This window comes from Lacticaseibacillus chiayiensis, assembly GCF_004123795.1.
In the GTDB taxonomy this organism is placed as follows: Bacteria; Bacillota; Bacilli; order Lactobacillales; family Lactobacillaceae; genus Lacticaseibacillus; species Lacticaseibacillus chiayiensis.
This window is the reverse complement of sequence record NZ_MSSM01000001.1, coordinates 1-18728: the sequence shown is the minus strand read 5'-3', so window position 1 is coordinate 18728 and position 18728 is coordinate 1. Positions and strand designations below refer to the sequence as shown.

General features: G+C 48.3%; 21 protein-coding genes. 3 read left to right on the top strand and 18 right to left on the bottom strand.

Annotated elements, in window-relative coordinates; all coding sequences use genetic code 11:
* Positions 1–59: 59 nt before the first annotated feature.
* Together BVJ53_RS00110 and BVJ53_RS00105 are read right to left on the bottom strand one after the other, a co-directional pair.
* Positions 60–770: an NUDIX hydrolase gene (locus tag BVJ53_RS00110; RefSeq protein ID WP_129300598.1), complete on the bottom strand. Its 711-nt coding sequence runs from the start codon at positions 768–770 to the stop codon at positions 60–62.
* Positions 771–937: 167 nt separating this feature from the next.
* On the bottom strand, positions 938–1234 hold the full coding sequence (locus BVJ53_RS00105) for a DUF4411 family protein (protein ID WP_202864833.1): 297 nt from the start codon (positions 1232–1234) through the stop codon (positions 938–940).
* Positions 1235–1769: 535 nt separating this feature from the next.
* Here BVJ53_RS00105 and BVJ53_RS00095 point away from each other — a divergent pair.
* Positions 1770–2327: a phospholipase gene (locus tag BVJ53_RS00095; RefSeq protein ID WP_129300596.1), complete on the top strand. Its 558-nt coding sequence runs from the start codon at positions 1770–1772 to the stop codon at positions 2325–2327.
* 82 nt (positions 2328–2409) lie between these two features.
* Here BVJ53_RS00095 and BVJ53_RS00090 read toward each other — a convergent pair whose 3' ends face one another.
* The 14 genes from BVJ53_RS00090 to BVJ53_RS00025 all read right to left on the bottom strand — a co-directional run bounded on the left by BVJ53_RS00090 (position 2410) and on the right by BVJ53_RS00025 (position 15570).
* On the bottom strand, positions 2410–3108 hold the full coding sequence (locus tag BVJ53_RS00090) for a glycerophosphodiester phosphodiesterase family protein (RefSeq protein ID WP_129300595.1): 699 nt from the start codon (positions 3106–3108) through the stop codon (positions 2410–2412).
* Between the two features lie 33 nt (positions 3109–3141).
* Entirely contained in the window at positions 3142–3573 is a 432-nt protein-coding gene (gene arsC / locus BVJ53_RS00085) for an arsenate reductase (thioredoxin) (protein ID WP_129300746.1), read from the bottom strand.
* Between the two features lie 94 nt (positions 3574–3667).
* Positions 3668–5041 carry an ABC transporter substrate-binding protein gene (locus BVJ53_RS00080; RefSeq protein ID WP_129300594.1) on the bottom strand — a complete coding sequence of 458 codons (1374 nt, stop codon included), beginning with the start codon at positions 5039–5041 and terminating at the stop codon, positions 3668–3670.
* A complete protein-coding gene (locus BVJ53_RS00075; RefSeq protein ID WP_129300593.1) occupies positions 5038–5853 on the bottom strand; it encodes a carbohydrate ABC transporter permease in 816 nt (271 codons plus the stop codon). Before BVJ53_RS00075 ends, BVJ53_RS00080 begins: the two co-directional genes overlap by 4 nt.
* Positions 5850–6782: a carbohydrate ABC transporter permease gene (locus BVJ53_RS00070; RefSeq protein ID WP_129300592.1), complete on the bottom strand. Its 933-nt coding sequence runs from the start codon at positions 6780–6782 to the stop codon at positions 5850–5852. Before BVJ53_RS00070 ends, BVJ53_RS00075 begins: the two co-directional genes overlap by 4 nt.
* Positions 6772–7887 carry an ABC transporter ATP-binding protein gene (locus BVJ53_RS00065; protein WP_129300591.1) on the bottom strand — a complete coding sequence of 372 codons (1116 nt, stop codon included), beginning with the start codon at positions 7885–7887 and terminating at the stop codon, positions 6772–6774. Before BVJ53_RS00065 ends, BVJ53_RS00070 begins: the two co-directional genes overlap by 11 nt.
* 263 nt (positions 7888–8150) lie before the next feature.
* A complete protein-coding gene (locus BVJ53_RS00060) occupies positions 8151–8936 on the bottom strand; it encodes a serine hydrolase (protein ID WP_129300590.1) in 786 nt (261 codons plus the stop codon).
* A gap of 209 nt (positions 8937–9145) precedes the next feature.
* On the bottom strand, positions 9146–10165 hold the full coding sequence (locus BVJ53_RS00055; protein WP_129300589.1) for a serine hydrolase domain-containing protein: 1020 nt from the start codon (positions 10163–10165) through the stop codon (positions 9146–9148).
* On the bottom strand, positions 10155–11069 hold the full coding sequence (gene murQ / locus BVJ53_RS00050; protein WP_129300588.1) for an N-acetylmuramic acid 6-phosphate etherase: 915 nt from the start codon (positions 11067–11069) through the stop codon (positions 10155–10157). Before murQ ends, BVJ53_RS00055 begins: the two co-directional genes overlap by 11 nt.
* The gene (locus BVJ53_RS00045) at positions 10996–11928 is read right to left on the bottom strand and encodes a MurR/RpiR family transcriptional regulator (RefSeq protein ID WP_129300587.1); all 933 of its coding nucleotides are present in this window, start codon (positions 11926–11928) and stop codon (positions 10996–10998) included. Before BVJ53_RS00045 ends, murQ begins: the two co-directional genes overlap by 74 nt.
* Complete coding sequence (locus BVJ53_RS00040; protein ID WP_129300586.1) at positions 11925–12410, bottom strand: PTS system mannose/fructose/N-acetylgalactosamine-transporter subunit IIB; 486 nt, start codon at positions 12408–12410, stop codon at positions 11925–11927. The genes BVJ53_RS00045 and BVJ53_RS00040 overlap by 4 nt, the downstream gene beginning before the upstream one ends.
* Before the next feature lie 148 nt (positions 12411–12558).
* Positions 12559–13395 carry a PTS system mannose/fructose/sorbose family transporter subunit IID gene (locus BVJ53_RS00035; RefSeq protein WP_129300585.1) on the bottom strand — a complete coding sequence of 279 codons (837 nt, stop codon included), beginning with the start codon at positions 13393–13395 and terminating at the stop codon, positions 12559–12561.
* A complete protein-coding gene (locus tag BVJ53_RS00030; RefSeq protein ID WP_129300584.1) occupies positions 13388–14209 on the bottom strand; it encodes a PTS mannose/fructose/sorbose/N-acetylgalactosamine transporter subunit IIC in 822 nt (273 codons plus the stop codon). The genes BVJ53_RS00035 and BVJ53_RS00030 overlap by 8 nt, the downstream gene beginning before the upstream one ends.
* Before the next feature lie 293 nt (positions 14210–14502).
* Positions 14503–15570, bottom strand: a complete 1068-nt coding sequence (locus BVJ53_RS00025; protein ID WP_129300583.1) for an endonuclease/exonuclease/phosphatase family protein — start codon at positions 15568–15570, stop codon at positions 14503–14505.
* A gap of 148 nt (positions 15571–15718) precedes the next feature.
* Between BVJ53_RS00025 and BVJ53_RS00020 the strand changes: the two genes are divergently transcribed.
* Complete coding sequence (locus BVJ53_RS00020; protein ID WP_129300582.1) at positions 15719–16651, top strand: DHH family phosphoesterase; 933 nt, start codon at positions 15719–15721, stop codon at positions 16649–16651.
* Between the two features lie 27 nt (positions 16652–16678).
* Positions 16679–17398, top strand: coding sequence for a plasmid pRiA4b ORF-3 family protein (locus tag BVJ53_RS00015; RefSeq protein WP_129300581.1), 720 nt, complete (start codon positions 16679–16681; stop codon positions 17396–17398).
* Between the two features lie 179 nt (positions 17399–17577).
* Here the strand turns inward: BVJ53_RS00015 and BVJ53_RS00010 are convergent, their stop codons facing one another.
* Both BVJ53_RS00010 and BVJ53_RS00005 read right to left on the bottom strand, forming a co-directional pair.
* Positions 17578–18333: an SAM-dependent methyltransferase gene (locus BVJ53_RS00010; protein ID WP_129300580.1), complete on the bottom strand. Its 756-nt coding sequence runs from the start codon at positions 18331–18333 to the stop codon at positions 17578–17580.
* Positions 18333–18728: ADP-ribosylglycohydrolase family protein (locus BVJ53_RS00005; protein ID WP_191983417.1), on the bottom strand; the 396-nt coding region annotated here is incomplete at its 5' end. The genes BVJ53_RS00005 and BVJ53_RS00010, both read right to left, overlap by 1 nt.

The window sequence follows — 18728 nt, the reverse complement described above, 5'->3', positions numbered from 1 at the left end:
AAAAGTACGGAAGACTTTTATTTGGTGACAACGATACGCGGTCTTTTGGTATTTTTCAACTAGGCCAACTTGAAAAGTTTCGGCGGTCGCCCGCTGCGGCTGCGGTCATGGGCAATGCCGACTTCAATAAACAGCCGCTGGTGGGTCTTTTTGAAGTTAGAGTTATCGATTGCGGAGGCGGTGGTATGGAGAAACGGTGCGTAAACCTCGCGCGCTTCTTTTAACGTAAACGTAGGCCCGAGGACTTGTAAAATTGTCGGCTGATAATCGAGCTTGTTGCGAATCCGCTGAATGGCAACGCTGAGGATCCGCGCGTGGTCAAATGCTAGGTCGGCGGCTTGCTGATTCACGTGAAACGTCAGGCGGCCATTTTGCAGCTGTTCATCCCCGGCGACGGCCTCGAAGGCAAACCAACGCGCATCGGTGGCGCCATAGCCCGGCCGCAATTTCGGCATGGTCGGCAGATAGGTCATGTAAGTGAGCGCCAGTGCCCGTTCCCCTGGCGTGCGTGCCGGATCGGTGAAAGTGGCCAGCTGTTCGGTCGACCCGCGATTGACATGAACGCTAATTTTATCGCGAATCAAACGAATAGCCGCCGCATCGGCACTTTCCCGAATCCGCAGCGTCGTCTCCGGCAGCGCCCAGTAACCGGCAAACGGTTCATCAGCACGGTGAATCAGCAAAATCTGCAGCTGATGCGTGCTACGGGAAAAGCTCCAAATCACATTGGTTATGGTAATTAGCGGGTGGGCGACAAATTCATCGGCCATGGATTCAACTCCTTGTTTGAAATTGGTAGTGTCGAAAGTGCCAGTTAAGTGAGCGCGACAGATTCGACTTCCGTGTCATTCACTGCTAAACCGCAGCTTCAAATACAAAAATACCCCTTTAAATTTGGCATTGCCAATTCAAGAGGGGAAAATTTGGGTGAAAATGTTTATTCAGCAATGAACTTTTCATTATCAAGAAAATCCCAAAAGTTCATTGTAGCAACACCCAATTTATTAGCGACGTATGGAATCTTGGGCTCTACTTTGCTTGGAAGACCATTAGGGCCAGTCTTGTTCTCATTTGTGATAATGGTCATCTTTTTGTTCAAGGCACACGCGATTAACCATGGATCGGCTTTATTATAATCACCAGTCCACTGCTCATATCCAGCGGCAGTCCATTTTTGCGATGTCATCAGATACTCTGTAACAGATCGGTATTCGGTAATGAATGCGTCTGACACGATGGTTTTGCCCTTAAAAAAATTTGAGTTAGTTACCAGGTCTAGCTTATTTATATTCCCGTTAACTTGCTCATGACAAACAAGTAATATTTATTTAGCATTCTCAGACAATTCTATTAACAATCTAATAAATGTAAAATTGGTATTTATGTAGTCTGCCAAGTTTTAGTTTAATAATATAAGTTTCTAAAAATATTATTAATAAATATTTTATGCGTTTTTCGATGATTACACTTGACTTTTAGGGGTGTGTCGGTCACAATGTAAGCGCTACAGTTCAGCAGCATCAACTGTTCTTCGAAAGGAGGTCACATGCCAATTATAAGGGAGAGGTTGTCTATCGCACTAATTCCACTCCTAGTATTCGTCTTTTTGATTATTTTTGCTGTTAGTACCTTTAAAAGCAAGCAATACCTAAATGGTTAAAGATCATTCTTTATCTAACTGTTTTTGTAATGTTGGCTGGAGATGTATATATCCTCTTGTTCATTGTTTTATTTGGCGCAAATTATTGATTTTCTGGACAGGAGTTCAAATGAAGAAAATTATTGTTATCTTGGGAGCTTTACTAGGGGTATTTCTCTACTCAGGGCAATCAGTCTCAGCTTCGACGCAAGGCGCGGGCTTAGATGATTCCCTCACTGATGCACAGCGCGCTGCTGTTGAAACAGTTGAGAAATTTATCGAATTTGACGACAATGGGATCCCTGAAGTCAATGTAGAAGCAGCATTTCAAGCCAATTCATCTGAGGAAACCGTAAAATATGCAAACCAGATCAACGCCTTATCTAATTCCGTAAAGTCAGAAGGCGTCGAGGACACAGTCCAAAGGGTAAAACGTGCACTGTTTCCGATCGGTGCATGGGGGAATTATTGCGGTGCTGGTAATAAAGGATGGAACAAACGACCGGTTCATAACCTAGATCAAGCTTGCCGCGAACATGATAAGTGTTTTCAAGGATTCTCTATGAAAAGCGCAGCATGTAATCGTGCATTTATAAGACGCTTGTTGCCAATTATTCAAAGGGAAGGTTTTTCCCCTAAAGGCCTTTATGCACGAGCTGCAAAGGCACTTTTTAGTCGATGGATTTAACAAAATTCATCTAAGGGTTCCAATTTTAAAATGCAAAAGAGGCGTTCCGAGCTAATCTCGAAACGCCTCTTTTTCTAAACACTCACACCGGCGACTTTTCCTCTTTCGCCACCAGCTCGCGCATGTCCATTGCTTCTTCAAAGCGGTTGGTGATGAGCCCGACGACATACTTTTCGCGCATGAGTTGTTTCATTTTCAGCGGGTCGTCTACCGTCCAGACACGCTGGGCTTTGTCGAGGCGTGGGTTGTAATGCTCGATGTGCACGGCTTCTAAGTAAGATGGCAAGGTCGATCCCATGAGCACTCGACTGGTCAGCCAAGCGGTTTTCATCTTTGGAGCCAATGTATGGATCACATTGATGCTGTCGTGGTTAAACGAAGAGTAAATCACGCGATCTTGCATGTCAAACTGCTCGACATAATCCTGCGTCAGCGCCTCGATACCCGGATACCGGATTTTGCCTGTTTTGAATTCGATGTTCACCATCACATCATAATGGCTAAAAACCGTCAGTGCCTCTCGTAGCGACGGGATGTGCTCCCCATTGGCCAACCGCATCCCCTTGAGCTGTGTCCGCGTGAGGTCGGCGATCCAGCCGGTACCGTCCGTGGTGCGATCAACCCGCTCATCATGCATGATGACGAGGTGGCCGTCTGCACTCATTTGGACGTCGGTTTCGATCCCATCGATGCCGTGCTCACAGGCGTATTCGAACCCTTGCAGACTGTTTTCCGGAAAACGGGCAGGGTACCCGCGATGTCCATAAATTGCTACTGTCATGCTTACCCTCCGTTCATTGATCCTTTGTGGTCTTCAATCTTGATTCTGGCTGTCATTCGCAAAAGTTGCCAACGCGCGCACGCGGATTTCGATTTCATCGCGCACATCGCGAAATGCCTGCATGACTTCTGCTAGCGAACCGGTAGCTGCGGCCGGATCTTTTAGCGGCCAATGCAACCGGCGAACCGCTGGCGGCGTCACCGGGCAGCGATCACGCGCATCGCCGCACAGTGTCACAATCAGATCTGCATGTTGCAACGCCTCGGTATCGATCACTTTTGACCGTTGTCCGGCGATATCGATCCCTTTTTCCGCCATGACCTGCGTGGCAAGCGGATTGAGGCCGTGAGCTTCAAGCCCGGCGCTTTTTACCTGCCATTGAGGTCCCAGCAGTTGCTTGGCAAAGCCTTCTGCCATCTGACTTCGACAGGCATTGCCAGTACATAGAAAATATACTCTCGGCATCATCGCGACTCCCTTAAAAGGATAACTTCTTAATTTGTTATCTCGATCATACGCGTCTGTTGGATGTTCAGCAATGCTGTCAGAATTGGACAAGTTAGCGCTTGTAATCGAGTAAATTACCGCTAACAGCGTTTGTCTTGGCAATCGCAGCGTTGGTGTCTGCTTCAGCCTCGTTTAGTGCCTTCTTGACATCCGTTCCGTCATAAATTTGTTGCATAGCTAACTCAACGTTTTGCCGTTCTTGCTGAATGTTGCTGAAGAAAGCACCAGCTGTAGCTGCATTGATTTTACCTTGATTGAGTTGCTCAATCGGCACGGCCAAGGCAGGATTCTTCTTAATCGCGTCAGCTAATGTCTTAACCTTGTTCGCTTTTTGATTGACAGCGAAGTAACCAGTTCCTAGTTGCCAAGCGGCCTGCGCTTTAGGCGTCATGAGGTATTTCATAAACTGCCAAGCGCCATCTTGAACAGCAGTCGGTTTGTCCTTGGTGATCCAAAGGCTGGCTCCGCCAATTGCGACCCCATTGGCTTTGGTGCCGTCGGGATGGGGTGTGAAAGTAATGCCGTATTTAAATTTGGCATTCTTTTTTAATTGGCCAAGCATCGCGGAACTTTGCATGAACATTCCGACCTTTTGTGCCAAAAATGCGGCACTTTGGTTATTACCAGCGGCTGAACCGGTACCGAAGTTTTGGAAAGCCCCCTGCTTGATCACATCCTGCAGCCAGTTCATGCTTTTGACCATTGCTGGTGAATTCAGAGTGGCTTTTGTCGCCATCGCCTCACGTCCATTTTCGTGATTAACCACCAACGCGTCCTGGTTCGCCACCAATTCTTCTGGTAACCAACCATAAATCTGCAAGGTCATTCCTTTGACAGCGCCCTTGCTTTTTTTGGTCAACGCCACAGCCGCATTGGTGATGTCGCTATAGGTTGGCGACATCGGCAAATCCGGAATACCGTATTTCTCAAAGAGGGACTTATTATAATACATGACCGAACTAGACGAATTAAACGGCATCGATGCTAGTTTACCGTTGATCTTGTATGCCGCTGTTACCCCAGGATATAGCTGGCTAAGATCATAGTGGTCACGATCAATGAATTTTTGCACCGGAATCGTTGATTTAAGTCCAATCATCATTGATTGATTGGCTTGATCAGTTTGAATCAAGTCAGGAGAGACGTTACTGCCAACCGTATTGGCATATTTCATAATGGATAGTTCATAACTGCCCGCATAAATCGGCTTGACTGTGTACTTAGTCTGACTTTTGTTAAACTGATCCACTAACTTCTCCAACACCTTTTCATTCGGCCCGTTCATTGAGTGCCAAAAGGTGATCGTTGTGCGCCCGTTATCCGCAGCCGCTTCGGTTTTATGTTGCTCGGTCAGGAAAAAGACAAGGCCTAAGATCACCGCAATCGCTGCGATCAACGCGATTATTTTCTTATATGTGGTTTTCACCCTTTCGTCCCCCCTGCATTCAAATTACGCTTGAAGAACTTCTGACCAATCAGTAGCAGTATGAGGGTTGGCAGCAACACGATGATTGCGGTTGCCATGACCATGCCCCAATTAGCAAACGTATCTTCGGACTGCAACTGTTTCAACCCAACTTGTACCGGACGGAAATCATCCGTGAAGGTCGTAATCAACGGCCACAGGTATTGATTCCAATGAGTTAGGAATGTATAAAGCGCAAAGGTAATCATCATACTACGGCTATAAGGCACTGCAATTTTCCAAAGAAACTGCAAGCGACTGAGACCTAAATACTTGCCAAAATCCACCAGATCCGTGGGAATTTGCAAAAAGGCTTGCCGCAACATGAAGACCCCGAATGCGGACGTGAAGAACGGAATAGTCAGACCAGCGTAATTGTTTAACCAGCCAAATGCTTTCACTGTCTGGAAATTAGGGATGATCTCTGCTTCAAAAGGCAGCATCATCGTAACAAGAAAAGCAAAGAACAATTGTTTCTTATACCGGAAGTTCATGAACGCAAATGCATAAGCCGCAAGTGTACATAGAACTAACTGGCCGATGGTGATCAGTCCAGCAGTGACAAACGAGTTGATCATGTAACGAATGATTGGCGTAGTCACAAACGCCTGCCAGTAGTTGTTCAACGAAATGTTAGTCGATAAGAAGTTGCCCGCCGCGATGTCCTTAGTCGGTAACAGTGACGCCCAAATCCCCAACAAAATCGGGAACAGAAGTAACACCGCCACTACAGTCAACAGTAAGTAGCGCGCGCCAGTTTTGACATGTGTCATGCGTAATACACCTTCCGTTCTGTGAAGTGAAATTGGATCCATGTTGCCAACGCAATAATGACGGTTAAGACAATTGACTCCGCGCTAGCCGTTCCAAAATTATGGAAGACAAATGCATCTTGATAAATCTTATATGCCAAAAAGTTTGTAGCATTGTTAGGACCGCCACCAGTAATCAAGTCGATCTGCGCAAACATTTTGAATCCATCGATAATTTCAACAACGAAGAGGAAAAACAAAGTTGGTGAAATCATAGGAACCGTAATTTTCAGCGTTTGCTTGAATTGAGACCAACCTGCGATATCAGCAACTTCATAGTATTCCGGTGGTACACTCTGAAACGCACTGAGCAAAATCAGAAAAGCGAACCCCAATGCCATCCAGACACTGGCAAGTACAATGACAATCATGGCACCAGTCGGATCAACTAATAAGTTGGTCTTGCTGACGCCCATCGCTTTCAAGGCAAAGCTGACGATCCCAACAGATGGGTTGAACAAAAACAACCAAAGAATGGAGGCCGCAGCAGCACTCGTGCCCATCGTGCCAGCAAAAGCTGTCTGAAACCAACCGATCCGCCGCAACTTCATTGTTGCCAGTCGTGCCAAGACAACACCAAGCACAATTGTCACCAGTGCAAACAAGACCACGTAGACCAAGGTTCCAGCTAAGCTCTTTAGGAATAACGGATCTTTAAAAATATCGAAATAGTTGTTTAGCCCCACAAATTTTGCCGACTCGCCACGAATGTTGGTCGCAAAGAAGCTGTTGTAAATCGTCATGATCATCGGATAAAACGTAAATAAAGTCAGGATCAATAGCGACGGCATCAAAAACCAAAAGGCCGGTTTGTTATTTTCACGAATCTTGGTCACTACATTGCCCTTTGAATCGGTCGTCGTTTTATTAAGTTCTTTATTAAGCTCCATAAGTTGCTGCCCCCTCTTCTGGTGCCGCAACAATCTGCTCGCCATCATCGACGTTGAAGAGGTGCCATTCGTCAGCACTAGCTGGTAACAATAAGTTCAGCTCAGCTCCGACGGCCACCGTGAACTGCTCAGGCACTCGGCTAACAAGCGACTGCCCGTCATAATCGCAAAAAATCAAAGTGTCATTACCAAGCTGTTGCAAACTTTTGACTTTCGCGGTGATGGTGTCCGGGTTCGCAATCGAAACCGGCACAAGTTTCTCAGGACGAATGCCAAGATGGTAAGAACCAGCCGGTAAGTCAAATGGTAAAACGAAGGCATTGTCTGTCCAAAAGGCGTCCCCAATACTGAAACGATCACCTTCATCATTAACTGTGATCGGCAATAAATTCATCTCTGGGCTGCCGATAAACTTCGCGACAAACTCATTAGCCGGATGATTGTATAAGTCAAGTGGTGTGCCGAGTTGCTGGATTTTTTCGTCATTTAATACTAGAATCCGATCACCCATCGTCATGGCTTCCACCTGGTCATGTGTGACATAGATCAGTGTCATGCCAATTTCACGGTGCAATCGAGCAATTTCTTCGCGCATTTCAGTTCGCAATTGCGCATCGAGATTCGATAGCGGCTCATCCATTAAGACAACCGGCGCTTTGGTGGCCAAGGCACGTGCTAAACTCACCCGCTGCTGTTGCCCGCCAGAAAGTTCTTTGGGTTTGCGATCGCTTAAATCTGCCATGTGGACCAAATTCAACGCCCATTCAACACGTTCAGTCTTTTCATCATCAGACAGATCTTGGTTTTCCAAGCCGAATCGAACATTTTGCGCGACATTCATGAACGGGAGCAACGCATAGTTTTGAAAGACCATCGCCAGCTTGCGATCCTTGGATGGCAAATCGGTGACATCACGTTCATTAAAATAGATACGTCCCTCTGTCACGCTGGCTAGGCCGGCAATCATTCGCAGAAGCGTGCTTTTGCCGGAACCAGACGGACCAACCATAACAAAAAACTCACCCGGTTCGATCTCAACGGAAATATTGGAAAGTACTTTGGTGTTGCCAAAAGCCTTTGATATGTTCGCTAATCGAATACTCATTCATCATCAACTCCTTAGGCACAGCCTACCAAGCCTGTGTAAAGATTGATGTCAACCCGGTGTATTAATTATGTAAGCATTCTGTAAAACGTATCGTTTAAAAATGAAACAAAGCATTTGATGGTGCTATGAACCTAAAAGGAGACTCGCAACGCACAACTAGGCCATCAAAAAACACGCGAGCGCCTTCCACCATATCTCGCGTGTATCCAAAGCTATTTTCATTTTGTTTTGCAACTGCATTAGCATCCCTTCGCAGCTGCTCACAACAGCGGATCCCGCCGTTGCTGGAAGTCGTCCAAGATTAACTGCCCGACTTGCTGATTGAAGCGCATGGCGTCTTCACGTCGATCATTGAAGGTGGTCAAGACCACGGCGTAGAGTTGCTCGCCTTCCGCTGCAAAACAGGCGGCGTCGTGTTCGCAGTGTGGCAACTCACCGGTTTTGCCGGCCGTCCAACCGATAAAGGCTTGCATGGTTGGCGCCAGCAGAAGTTTCGTGCGGTTTTGCTGATGACGTAACGCCTGCGCACACCAATCCCCATCGGCTGACTGCTGGGTCGGGGTTAACAAATCATGCAGCAGACGCCAAGTCGCCTCGGCCGTGATCCGATTATCGTTATCCACGTGCGACTGCATCAACGCCCGGTTCAATTGGGTGCCGGGAAAATGCTCCGCCAACCATCGCGAAATGGTCGGCAAGCCATATAATTTCAACAATGCATTAGCGGCAAGATTATCCGAAACCATCAGCATGAGCGTCACCAAGTCGCGCACACACCAAGACGGTTCCGTCATAAAACGCAAGACGCCGGCTCCGCCAACCGTTTTTGGCAGTTCGACCATGCGATTCCATTGAAAAGGATCCGCTTCGGCACGCTTTTTAATATAAGCAGCAATGCCAAGCTTGATTAAACTGGCAGCCGGGAACAATTTATCAGTGTGGGCGCCAAAAAGTAGATGGCTTCTATCAGCCAGCAGCAATGCGTGCGGTTCGGCAAACTGATGGTGCAGCTGGTTAAGTCGTTCAACTAAATGGTCATGGCTCATACATCCCTATCTCCGATCACAAGCCAAATGCCAGCTATTGGTTGGGCGCTGATTTTCCATCGTATCATAGTTTCAAATCAGCAGAGGCAATCTCATCGTGATTCACCCAACAGGCAACGGCTAGCACAAAGCCCAAGTTACTTCCGATGATACACCCAATAACGGCGGCATTGTTAGTGTCCACCAAAAGATAACATGACGTCTGTTTGTCAGTCATTCGGCCATGAGGTGGTGACACCGAAAAATCGGGTGAGCAGTTGCATGCGCACCCTTACCCACTTGCGGTTGACGCGAGTTGGATAAATCCGATTCGTCAGACAAACAAACCCACGCTGGGTGTCGCGATCAAAAGCGATCGACGTACCGGTAAAGCCTGTGTGCCAGTATTGATGATACTTTGCCGACCAGCAGCGCCAACCTAACGTGCGTCCGCCAACACAAAAATGATCAAGCAAGGAAAAGGCAGCAGGCGGCAGCACGCTTTCACCATTTCGCACCGGCAATCCTGCCAACAGACGCGTGAAAGTCGTCAAATCGCCTAACGTGGCAAATAAACCGGCGTGACCGCTAATCCCATCCAGCAAAAATGCCTTGTGGTCGTGAACCGTCCCGCGCAAAATCCCGCCGCGATCGGGAACCTTTTCAGTCGGAACAAATTCATCCGGGGAAATGCCGTGCGGTTGATAGCCTGTCGTCTTCATTCCCAATGGCTCGAAAATGTGCTGCTTCAGGCTGGTGGCTAACGAACCTTCGATTTGCGCAATTGCCCAGCCTAACAGGATATAATTCAAATCCGAATAAATGGTCACGGTGTCTGGCGGAGCGATCGCTGCCATGGTTTTCACCGCCTTAATCAAACCAGCACGATCTAGGTCATGTGCGTTGACCACATCTGCCGGTAGCCCGCTGCGATGTAACATCAGCTGTTTGACGGTTAGCTGTGGGTATCGCAAACCGGACACAAACGAACCGATCGGCTGATCTAACCGGATTTCTCCTGCCACCAGCAATTGTAGAAGACGCGTCGTGGTTCCCACCACTTTGGTCAGCGATGCCAGATCATAGCGATCCTGTGGCATTAACGGTAGATGATCGTCACCGGTACCTTGATAACCCAGAAAATATAACGCATTTTCATCCGGCGCAACCAAACTAAAAGAGGCCCCAAAAACAGCTTTGTTGTGAATGGCCTGGGTAATGGGCGTTTCTAGGTCAGCATTAACGGCCATGTTCAGCCTCCCACGCGGTTAAAACGGCACTCACGACCCCATCATGTGCCGCCAAAACCTGAGTTGCGGCGGCCACATCCATTCCGGTTTTGGCCATGACGATCGCAACCGGTACTTTATGCGCCGCGGCTTTCAACAAGGAAGCAGCTTGAGGCTTAGTGACGCCGGTTGTTTCAACAATGATCCGTTCCGCACGATCGACCAATTTGGCATTCGTTGGCTGCACATCGATCATCAAGTTACTAAATACTTTTCCAGCGCGAATCATGACGCCTGTCGACAACATGTTCAGAACCATTTTCTGGGCGGTACCGGCCTTCATGCGCGTTGAACCGGTAATGACTTCTGGGCCAACCACTGGCGCAATCGCAATGTTAGCGTGGGCGGCCAGTTCGCTGTCTGCGACACAGGTGACCGATACGGCGAGCGCTTTGATCTGTTGCGCGTAAGTCAAGGCGCCGACTGCATACGGCGTGCGTCCGGACGCGGCAATCCCGATCACCGTATCATTGGCATTCAGGTTCAAGTGTTTCAGGTCGTGTTCGGCCAGTTCAGCAGAATCTTCGGCTCCCTCCACGGACTTAAACATCGCTGACATGCCGCCAGCGATCAAGCCAACTGCGCGTTCTGGCGGAATGCCATAAGTCGGCACCAGCTCGGCCGCATCCAAAACGCCCAGCCGCCCCGATGTACCTGCTCCGGCGTAAATCAGCCGACCACCGCGATTGTAGCGTTGGCTGGCTTCGTCAATCGCCGCGGCAATATGGGCCTCTTCCTTAGCGATCGCCGGCGCAATCTTGGCATCTTCGTGGTTGATCAACGCCGCAATCTCAGGCGTCGTCATCGTGTCGATGTGCATGCTGGCCGGATTTCTTTGTTCGGTTATTAGGTCTGCGATTGCCATATTGTTCACCTCGAATTTTCAATTTCCCGGTTAACTGGGATGTCGCCCGATAATTCTGTTCGGTTCGTTTAATCTCGCCATGCACCACGCCCAAAAACAAAATATTGGCAACATAAGTTTCCGTGAACATCGATGTCACGGCACCGATACGCAAAAGCGGTTCTGTTGGCGGCAAGGCAATCACGCAACTCGCTGCATCCCGCAACGGACTGGGCTCGTGGCGGGTCACGGCGATCACCGGGGTGTGATTACGCCGTGCCTGTTGTGCTGCCAACACAACTTCTTTGGTCAGCCCACTATAGGAAAAGGCCACCACCGCATCAGCCGAAGTCGCATAATACATTCGCTCCAACGCTGTATGCGCATCATGATCAAAAATTGCCAGATAACCGGCGCGAATCAGTTTTAAATAAAGATCCTGGGCCACTAACGCCGATGCACTGATCCCGATCAGATAAATGTGCCGAGCTTGCCGCAATATGGTGATTGCCGACTGAACTGCATCTTGATCCAACGCTTCCGGCAAACCACGTACTGCAGCCACCGCTGTCTGACTAAGTTTGCGCATCATGGTCGGCAAATCATCATCGTCTTGCACCAGCGGATCAAGCGGCTGCGGATCGTCTGTTGTCTTAGTGTCACGCACCAAGGCAAGCTTGAACGATTGCAAATCATCGTAATCAAATAACCGTACAAAGCGGATCACGGATGCCGCCGATACCCCACTGGCTTTGGCAATTTGCGCCGTTGTCTGGGCAACGAAAGCCTCCGGATCGGCAAGTACGTGGCGGGCCAAAGCACGGTTAACCGGGCTTAACTGCGCAAGTCGTACCTGCACCCGCGTTAAAAGTGGCGTCATTCGGCCTTATCAATAAAGGTGGCGATGGACGTTTTACTTTCGTTAGGCACCATCTGCGCAGTAATGGTTACCCCTTGTTTAAGCAAACGCCGAATAGTCGCAATATCATCAGGCGATAACGCCACCGATGGCTTGATTTTCTTGGTGCCGGGTTTTTCCGACAGATTGCCCACGTTAAACGACTTAATCGGCACGCCGCCGTCAATTAATTTTGCCATGTCTGAAACATTGCGGGTGATCACAAACACCTGATCCGCGGCAAATTTTCCGTTTTGCAAATTTTCGACCGCCTTGGCTACTGAACTGATCGCCAGTTTTTTCCCAGCCGGCCGAGCAATCTTCAAGCCTTGAATCGCCATGTCATCGTGTACAACCTCATCGTTGACGACCATCAGTCGATTGGCGCCGACTGTGTTCGTCCACACCATCGCTACCTGGCCGTGAATCATCCGTTCGTCAACCCGTGCTGCCACAATTGTCATTAAAGGCCACTTCCTTTCAGTAAGCGTGAACCGGCACGCTTAGAAACCGGAGTGTAAGTGGCCTTGGGCGTGATGGCCCGGGCTTAGGCCATTACCGAGATCCTTACACGCAGGTTTCTGCGCCGGTGAACGCGTTATCGTTATCAAATTAAACCAAGCTGCCGATCCACCCAAAAATCGCGCCAAGGTTGCCTAGCACCATGCCGATCAGAATCAGAACGAAAATCAGCCGGGTTGAATTCATATGCTTCCGCCCCAGAATCCAGTACGAGAATAAAGCAATCGCTAGTGGAATCAGTGCCGGCATAATTTTATCGAGCATGCTTTGCACATTCATCGTGACCTTGCCGACTTTATAGGTCAAATCAAGTTTGTAATTAATGACGGCTGGAATCATGGCGCCGACAACCGTCAACCCAAGAATCGAGGCTCCTTCCGTGAAAATCGCCATGCTGTCAGCGAAGGTCGTTGCCAACCGGGTGCCTTGTGCCAGCCCGACTTGGAACAACTTCCAGCGCACCCATAAAATGGCGAGGCAGCCAACCACCGGAATCAACAGGCCGATCGGTTGATTCGATAATGCCAGGTAGGCCGTGATGGAGTAAATAATCGCATTGTAAATCGCAACGAAAATGGTATCGCCAACGCCGGCAAAAGGACCCATTAACCCAGTTTTCAATCCGGCAATGGCTTTTTCATTTTCATCGTTCATCCCCAGTTGATCCTGCAAGGCAACATCCGCGCCGACAATCAAATGGGCCATTTGCGGGGTGGTATTGAAGAAGCCCATCTCCATGTTCAACGCTTGCTTCATCTTAGCAGGGTCGTCTTTATACAGCCGTTTCAAAGCGGGCATCACTGAATACGCATAGCCTAAGCCTTGCATTTTTTCGTAATTCCAGCCCAACTGCAGTCCCAAGACGTTTTGAATGAAAATATGCTTGAGATCTTTTTTAGTTAACTTGTTTAATTTCAAATCAGACATCGATCTCGACCTCCTCATCGTCACTGTTGCCGCTATCGTTGCTGTTGTCGTTAGGCTTGCTCGGGCCATTGTTCTTACGCTCATTGGCATCCATCACGTGAATCGCCGCGAAGACGAAGCCCACCAGCGCAGTGCCCAACAAAGAGAATGATTTCGTGAAGTACGCCATCAAGACAAAACCGAGGATGAAATAAGGATAATAGCGCTTGATCGGCAAGTATCGCATCAAGATCGCGATCCCCATCGCAGGCAAAATAATCCCGGCCGTCTTCAGACCGGTCATCAACCACGCTGGAATCCAGGCATTGATGGCTTTAACAACCGCCGAGCCAAAGAACAGGCCGACAAAAACCGGCAACATTCGTGAAACCGTCCACGGAATGATCCCATAAAGGTTGTTCCTTTCGACGCCTTTATAGTCACCTTCAAGTGCCAAACGATCAGCATGATGCTGAAAAATCGTGTTGGTCATCCGTGCCAGAATATCCATTTGCGTCAGCAACAAGCCAATCGGAATCGCCAGCCCGATGCCATAAGCAGCCCCGCGCCCGGACATAATCGCAAATGCACTGCCCATGACCGAACCGGAAAGAAAATCCGGTACCGTTGCACCGCCATAAGTCGCGACCCCCAACGTTGCCAACTGCAGAGTCGCACCGACAATCAAGCCGGTTTTGAGATCGCCCATAACTAGACCAGTTGCTGCACCACCAAACACCGGTGAAAATAATCCGATCTTCAATGAGAGTGCATCGAGTTGCGCCAAACCCACATAGATCGTCAGAAAAATAAGTGCAAAAGCAGATATCGACATGATGTTTCCCCTCCCTAATAAGATTTCATCGATCAACTTGATTATGGCGCCATATGAAACTGCATTTCAAGTATTTGCATTATAAAAGTTAACACTGAAATGCAGTTTCTTGTGTAACAGAGGGATATAATGTGTACCAATTGGGAGGCGAAAGCTAGTTTATCAATAAAACAGCTTGCTGCATCTGTATCCACATGAATGTGTACGGGAAAACGAACCGCTTTACGTCGGCGCTGGAACGAACGAATGCATAAAAAAGTGACCCTATTTTCAGGCCACTAAGGATGCAGATACTATTGCAACTGGAACTTCAGCACGACCGGATTGTGATCGGAGTACTGAAAACCGGTCGACACCACATGAACACTTTCGGCTTTGATGTTGGGTGACAGAATATAGCCGTCAATTAACGTCACAAAGCTTTTTCCGGGTCGATACGGTTGATCAAGTGCGCGGACGGAAGGAACTTTAGCTTCTGCCAAGCCCATCGTCGGAATGTGGAAACCAGCAGGTAATTTCGACTTAGGGAATAAGTGGGTCCAGGTTTCTTCGAGATTTTTGGTGTGGAAAACTTCGGCGGTGTTTTTCAACAGTCGATGGTTATAATCGCCGGCGACCATGACGTAATTGCCTTGCTTGTAGACGTGATCAATGTACTTAAATAATTTGGCAAATTGCGCCTGCTGTACCTTAACATTTGGCGTAAACGCCGACATGTGGATGTTGACCATGATGAATTGCTTGCCATTAGCGACCGTGGTTTTTGTGGCGGTAAACGCGCGATCAAGGTCGATAATCTTATTGAAGTCGGTATCCACCGGCAGGCTATAGCGGCGTGAACTGTCCAGTTTTGCCTTGCTCAACGTTAAAATCCCTGACTTGGCTTTCCCGATTGGCTGGTTAAACGGATAAAACAAGTAAGCGGAATCGTAATTTTGGCCGTAAACATTAGCATACTGTTTTTGCGCCTGCGTGACCATGTTCACTTCATTCACGTGCCGGGAACGATCGCCGTCCGGATCGATTTCCTGATAAAAGGCGATGTCAGGATTCTGCGCTTGGGTAGTTTTAATGATACCATGGATGCTTTTACGCACCGCCTGTTTGCTATAAGCGCGCGAATACTTGCCGCCGTCCATGAAGAAACTATAACTGGGCGGGTAGGAACCGTAGCCGATGTTATAGGTCATCGCCGTGTATGTCTGACCTGGCTTAAACTGGGCATTTTGCTGGTTTTTGACTTTCAGCGCCTGATCATCTGGTAAGCGGTAATAAGTCGTAAAAAGATAAATTAGGTACCCACCTGCAACCAGCAGGACGGCGCCAACGATCATCGCCAGCCATTTTAAAATACGTTTCACCGAAATTCCCCCAATAAGTTTGGTTTTGTTAATTATAACAGTTGTGTTTTCCGCTGATACCAGTACGATTAAGTATGTGTACAGGCCTGCTATTTTAGCAAGCGAGAAGCACAATCTTACATAACCGCAGCATTGAAAGGAACCTGTTATGTCAGCCGATATTGAAGATATTTTAGCCGCTTTTGCCCATTTTGATACGATCATTATCCACCGCCACATCAACCCCGACCCAGACGCTATCGGTTCGCAAACCGGGCTGGCATTGCTGCTTCGGGCCGCTTATCCGCAAAAAGTGATTTATACGGCTGGCCCACCCGCACCGAATCTGGCGTGGATCGGCCCGCAGCAAGATGTTCCGCTGACTGCTTATAAAGGCGCGTTGGTGGTCGTTATTGACACTGCCAACCGTTCACGTGTGGCCGGATCGCATTTTGACCAAGGCGAGATGCTCATTAAAATCGATCACCATCTCAACGAGGATCAACTCGGCTCGATCAACTGGGTCGACACCAACGCTTCAAGCGCTTCGGAAATGGTCTGGGAGCTGACCCGGCGCAGCCAAAAGTTGACCCTCAACAAGCCGGCAGCGGCAGCCTTGTATGCCGGCATCATTGGGGACACCGGCCGTTTTCTATATGACTTGACCACTGCCCGTACACACCAGGCAGCCGCAGATCTATTGACAACGGGCATTGATGCCCCGGCGATTGGCCGCCGCGAAGATCAATTTCCGGAAAAAGTCGGCCGTCTCATCGGGTGGGCGCTTGAACATGTTATTATTACTGCAAGCGGCGCCGGTTCCTTGATCATTACACAAGCCGTGCTGAAACAATTCGATTTAGCATATGGCGAAGAACAGCGCGTAGTCGGTAACATCGGCAAACTCGCCAGCATTGATCGCTGGGTCGTGTTCACGGAACGGCAAGACGGCAAGTACCGCGTCGAGCTTCGTGGTAAAACCAAGGAGATCAACACGCTAGCCGTGCGTCACGGTGGCGGTGGTCATCCGCTAGCCAGTGGCGCCGTTGCGGATAATCTTGCTGAAGTGCAGGCAATCACGCAAGAACTCACACAACTATGATTTCCAGGAAAACGGAGGATTAAACTGATGGCAACCGGTCAATACTTACAGCTCAAAATCACCCTTAAAGATACGCATCCCCCAGTTTGGCGCCGCGTGCTCATTCCGGATGACATGCGCCTCGACAAGCTGCATCTTGTTATTCAGGTACTGTTTGGTTGGGAAAATGCTCATTTGCATCAGTTCTGGAATACGCAGGCACGCGACCTTTTCTTTGTTCCTAGCTTTGATGAAGACTTCATGGGTGATGAAGAGCTGGAAAGTGACGTCAAAGCGCTAGATGAGCTGGAATTCGGCAATTTGATCTACCAATATGACTTCGGCGACGATTGGCAGCATCAAATTCACTTGGAAAAAATCATCGAGGCCGACACCACCGCTGTGCCTTTTGTGCCATATTGCTTAACCGGCCGTGGCGCCAATTTTGAAGAAGACAGCCGCAGGGATGATGGCATGCGTGGGGATGAATTCAACAGGGATAAAATTAACGCGACGTTGAAAAAGATGTTCCCGCAGTCGAAGAAATCACGCAAAAAGGCCTCTGCAAAGACCAAAGCAGTGCCAGCAAAAATTGATCCAGCGCTTGCGAAACTTGCTGAAATTTTAAAAGAAGAAGATACGCTAAAAGCAATCGTCAACAAAAAGAATAAAGCGTTTCTCATCGAGTTGATGAATCAGCCGGTCGCAGGGGCAACTATTTTAAAACTAGTCGAGCTTTTGTTGGAGACTCACCCACCTAAGCGCTAGAGGCTTGCTCCGTTTTTTCAATATGAATAATCAAGCACTTGGTCCTTTGATCAGCTTTGCAACATCTAAAAAAATACAAAAAGGTTGTAAAATCCGGAAGTTAATTTGGATTTTACAACCTTTTTCACTTATTAATTGCTTACTGCGACCAATGCTACTCCCGAATCTCCCTCCCTACTTCAGTCTTCATTTTTCTTTGCCACAATGATAAAGCGATCTTCAAAAGTTGTAATGGCACCGACACTTGCAATGATGTCCTGTAATTGGTGAAGTTTCGGCATAGCTCGGTTAACGTCAAAGTTAGGGAACTCCCACGGAATGACAGTCGCATAGTACACTATGGCACCAACATCCGTAAAACGCATTTTAACAAAAGATGCATCTGCCTTGAGAATCCGGAAACCGCTGCTCTGTAGTTGCGTTATAACCTGTAACAGATTGTTATCAGGAAAGGCAGGAGCATATTTTCCATTTAAGAACCTCGATAATGAATAATTATTGGTTGCCCCAACCTGTTGGGAAATGAAAACACCATCAGGACGCAAGACACGCAAAATTGCAGCAATTGGCAACCCGCCGTGACTATTCGTCACCACTTCAAAATGGTCACTCGGCACTTCCGCCATTTTGCCTTCCGGATCTGCATAGAGCGTTATCCCTTGTGCTACCCGGGTACGTTTCAACAAATCAATATTCGGTTGCCAACCTTCTGTGACCGAAGTCTTTTCAGCGGGATGCTTAAATGAGCTCATCAATTCCCCGCCACCTGTGTCCATATCCAACCATTCGTCATTCGGTTTTAGATATTGTTGAACTAAACCACGGTAATCCCATGGCAGAGCTTCTGTCTCGCAACGACCCTTTAAGTGGCTAAAATCCCATCCATGCATTGCCTGATGACTTTCTTCAATCCAAGATGCTTCATGTCGGTCCATTACTTCTTCACACCATCGCTTTCATCTACTTCGGTTGCATCCCCAAACTTTTCAGCGAAAGGCATCAAGTAACTTTCAGCCAACGCACGATTAACAATCGTTTGCCACCAATCTGCCGATATGACATCACGCCCGCTGGCAGCCATCAATGACGCGGCAATGGTCGCAATTGTATCGGTGTCTTCGCCTAAACTAGCAGCAGTCATAATACCAGTATTAAAGTCAGGAGCATTACTCGCCACCCAAAAGGCTGCTTCTAGCGTATCAACCACATAACCGCTTGATTTGATTGCTGACACAGGAAGTTCTTTAAAGTCGGCCGCAAATAATCGCTGAAAAACCGGCACCTCAACTTTTCGTTTGTCGTTTGTCGGCAACGCTTCAAATGACCAGTT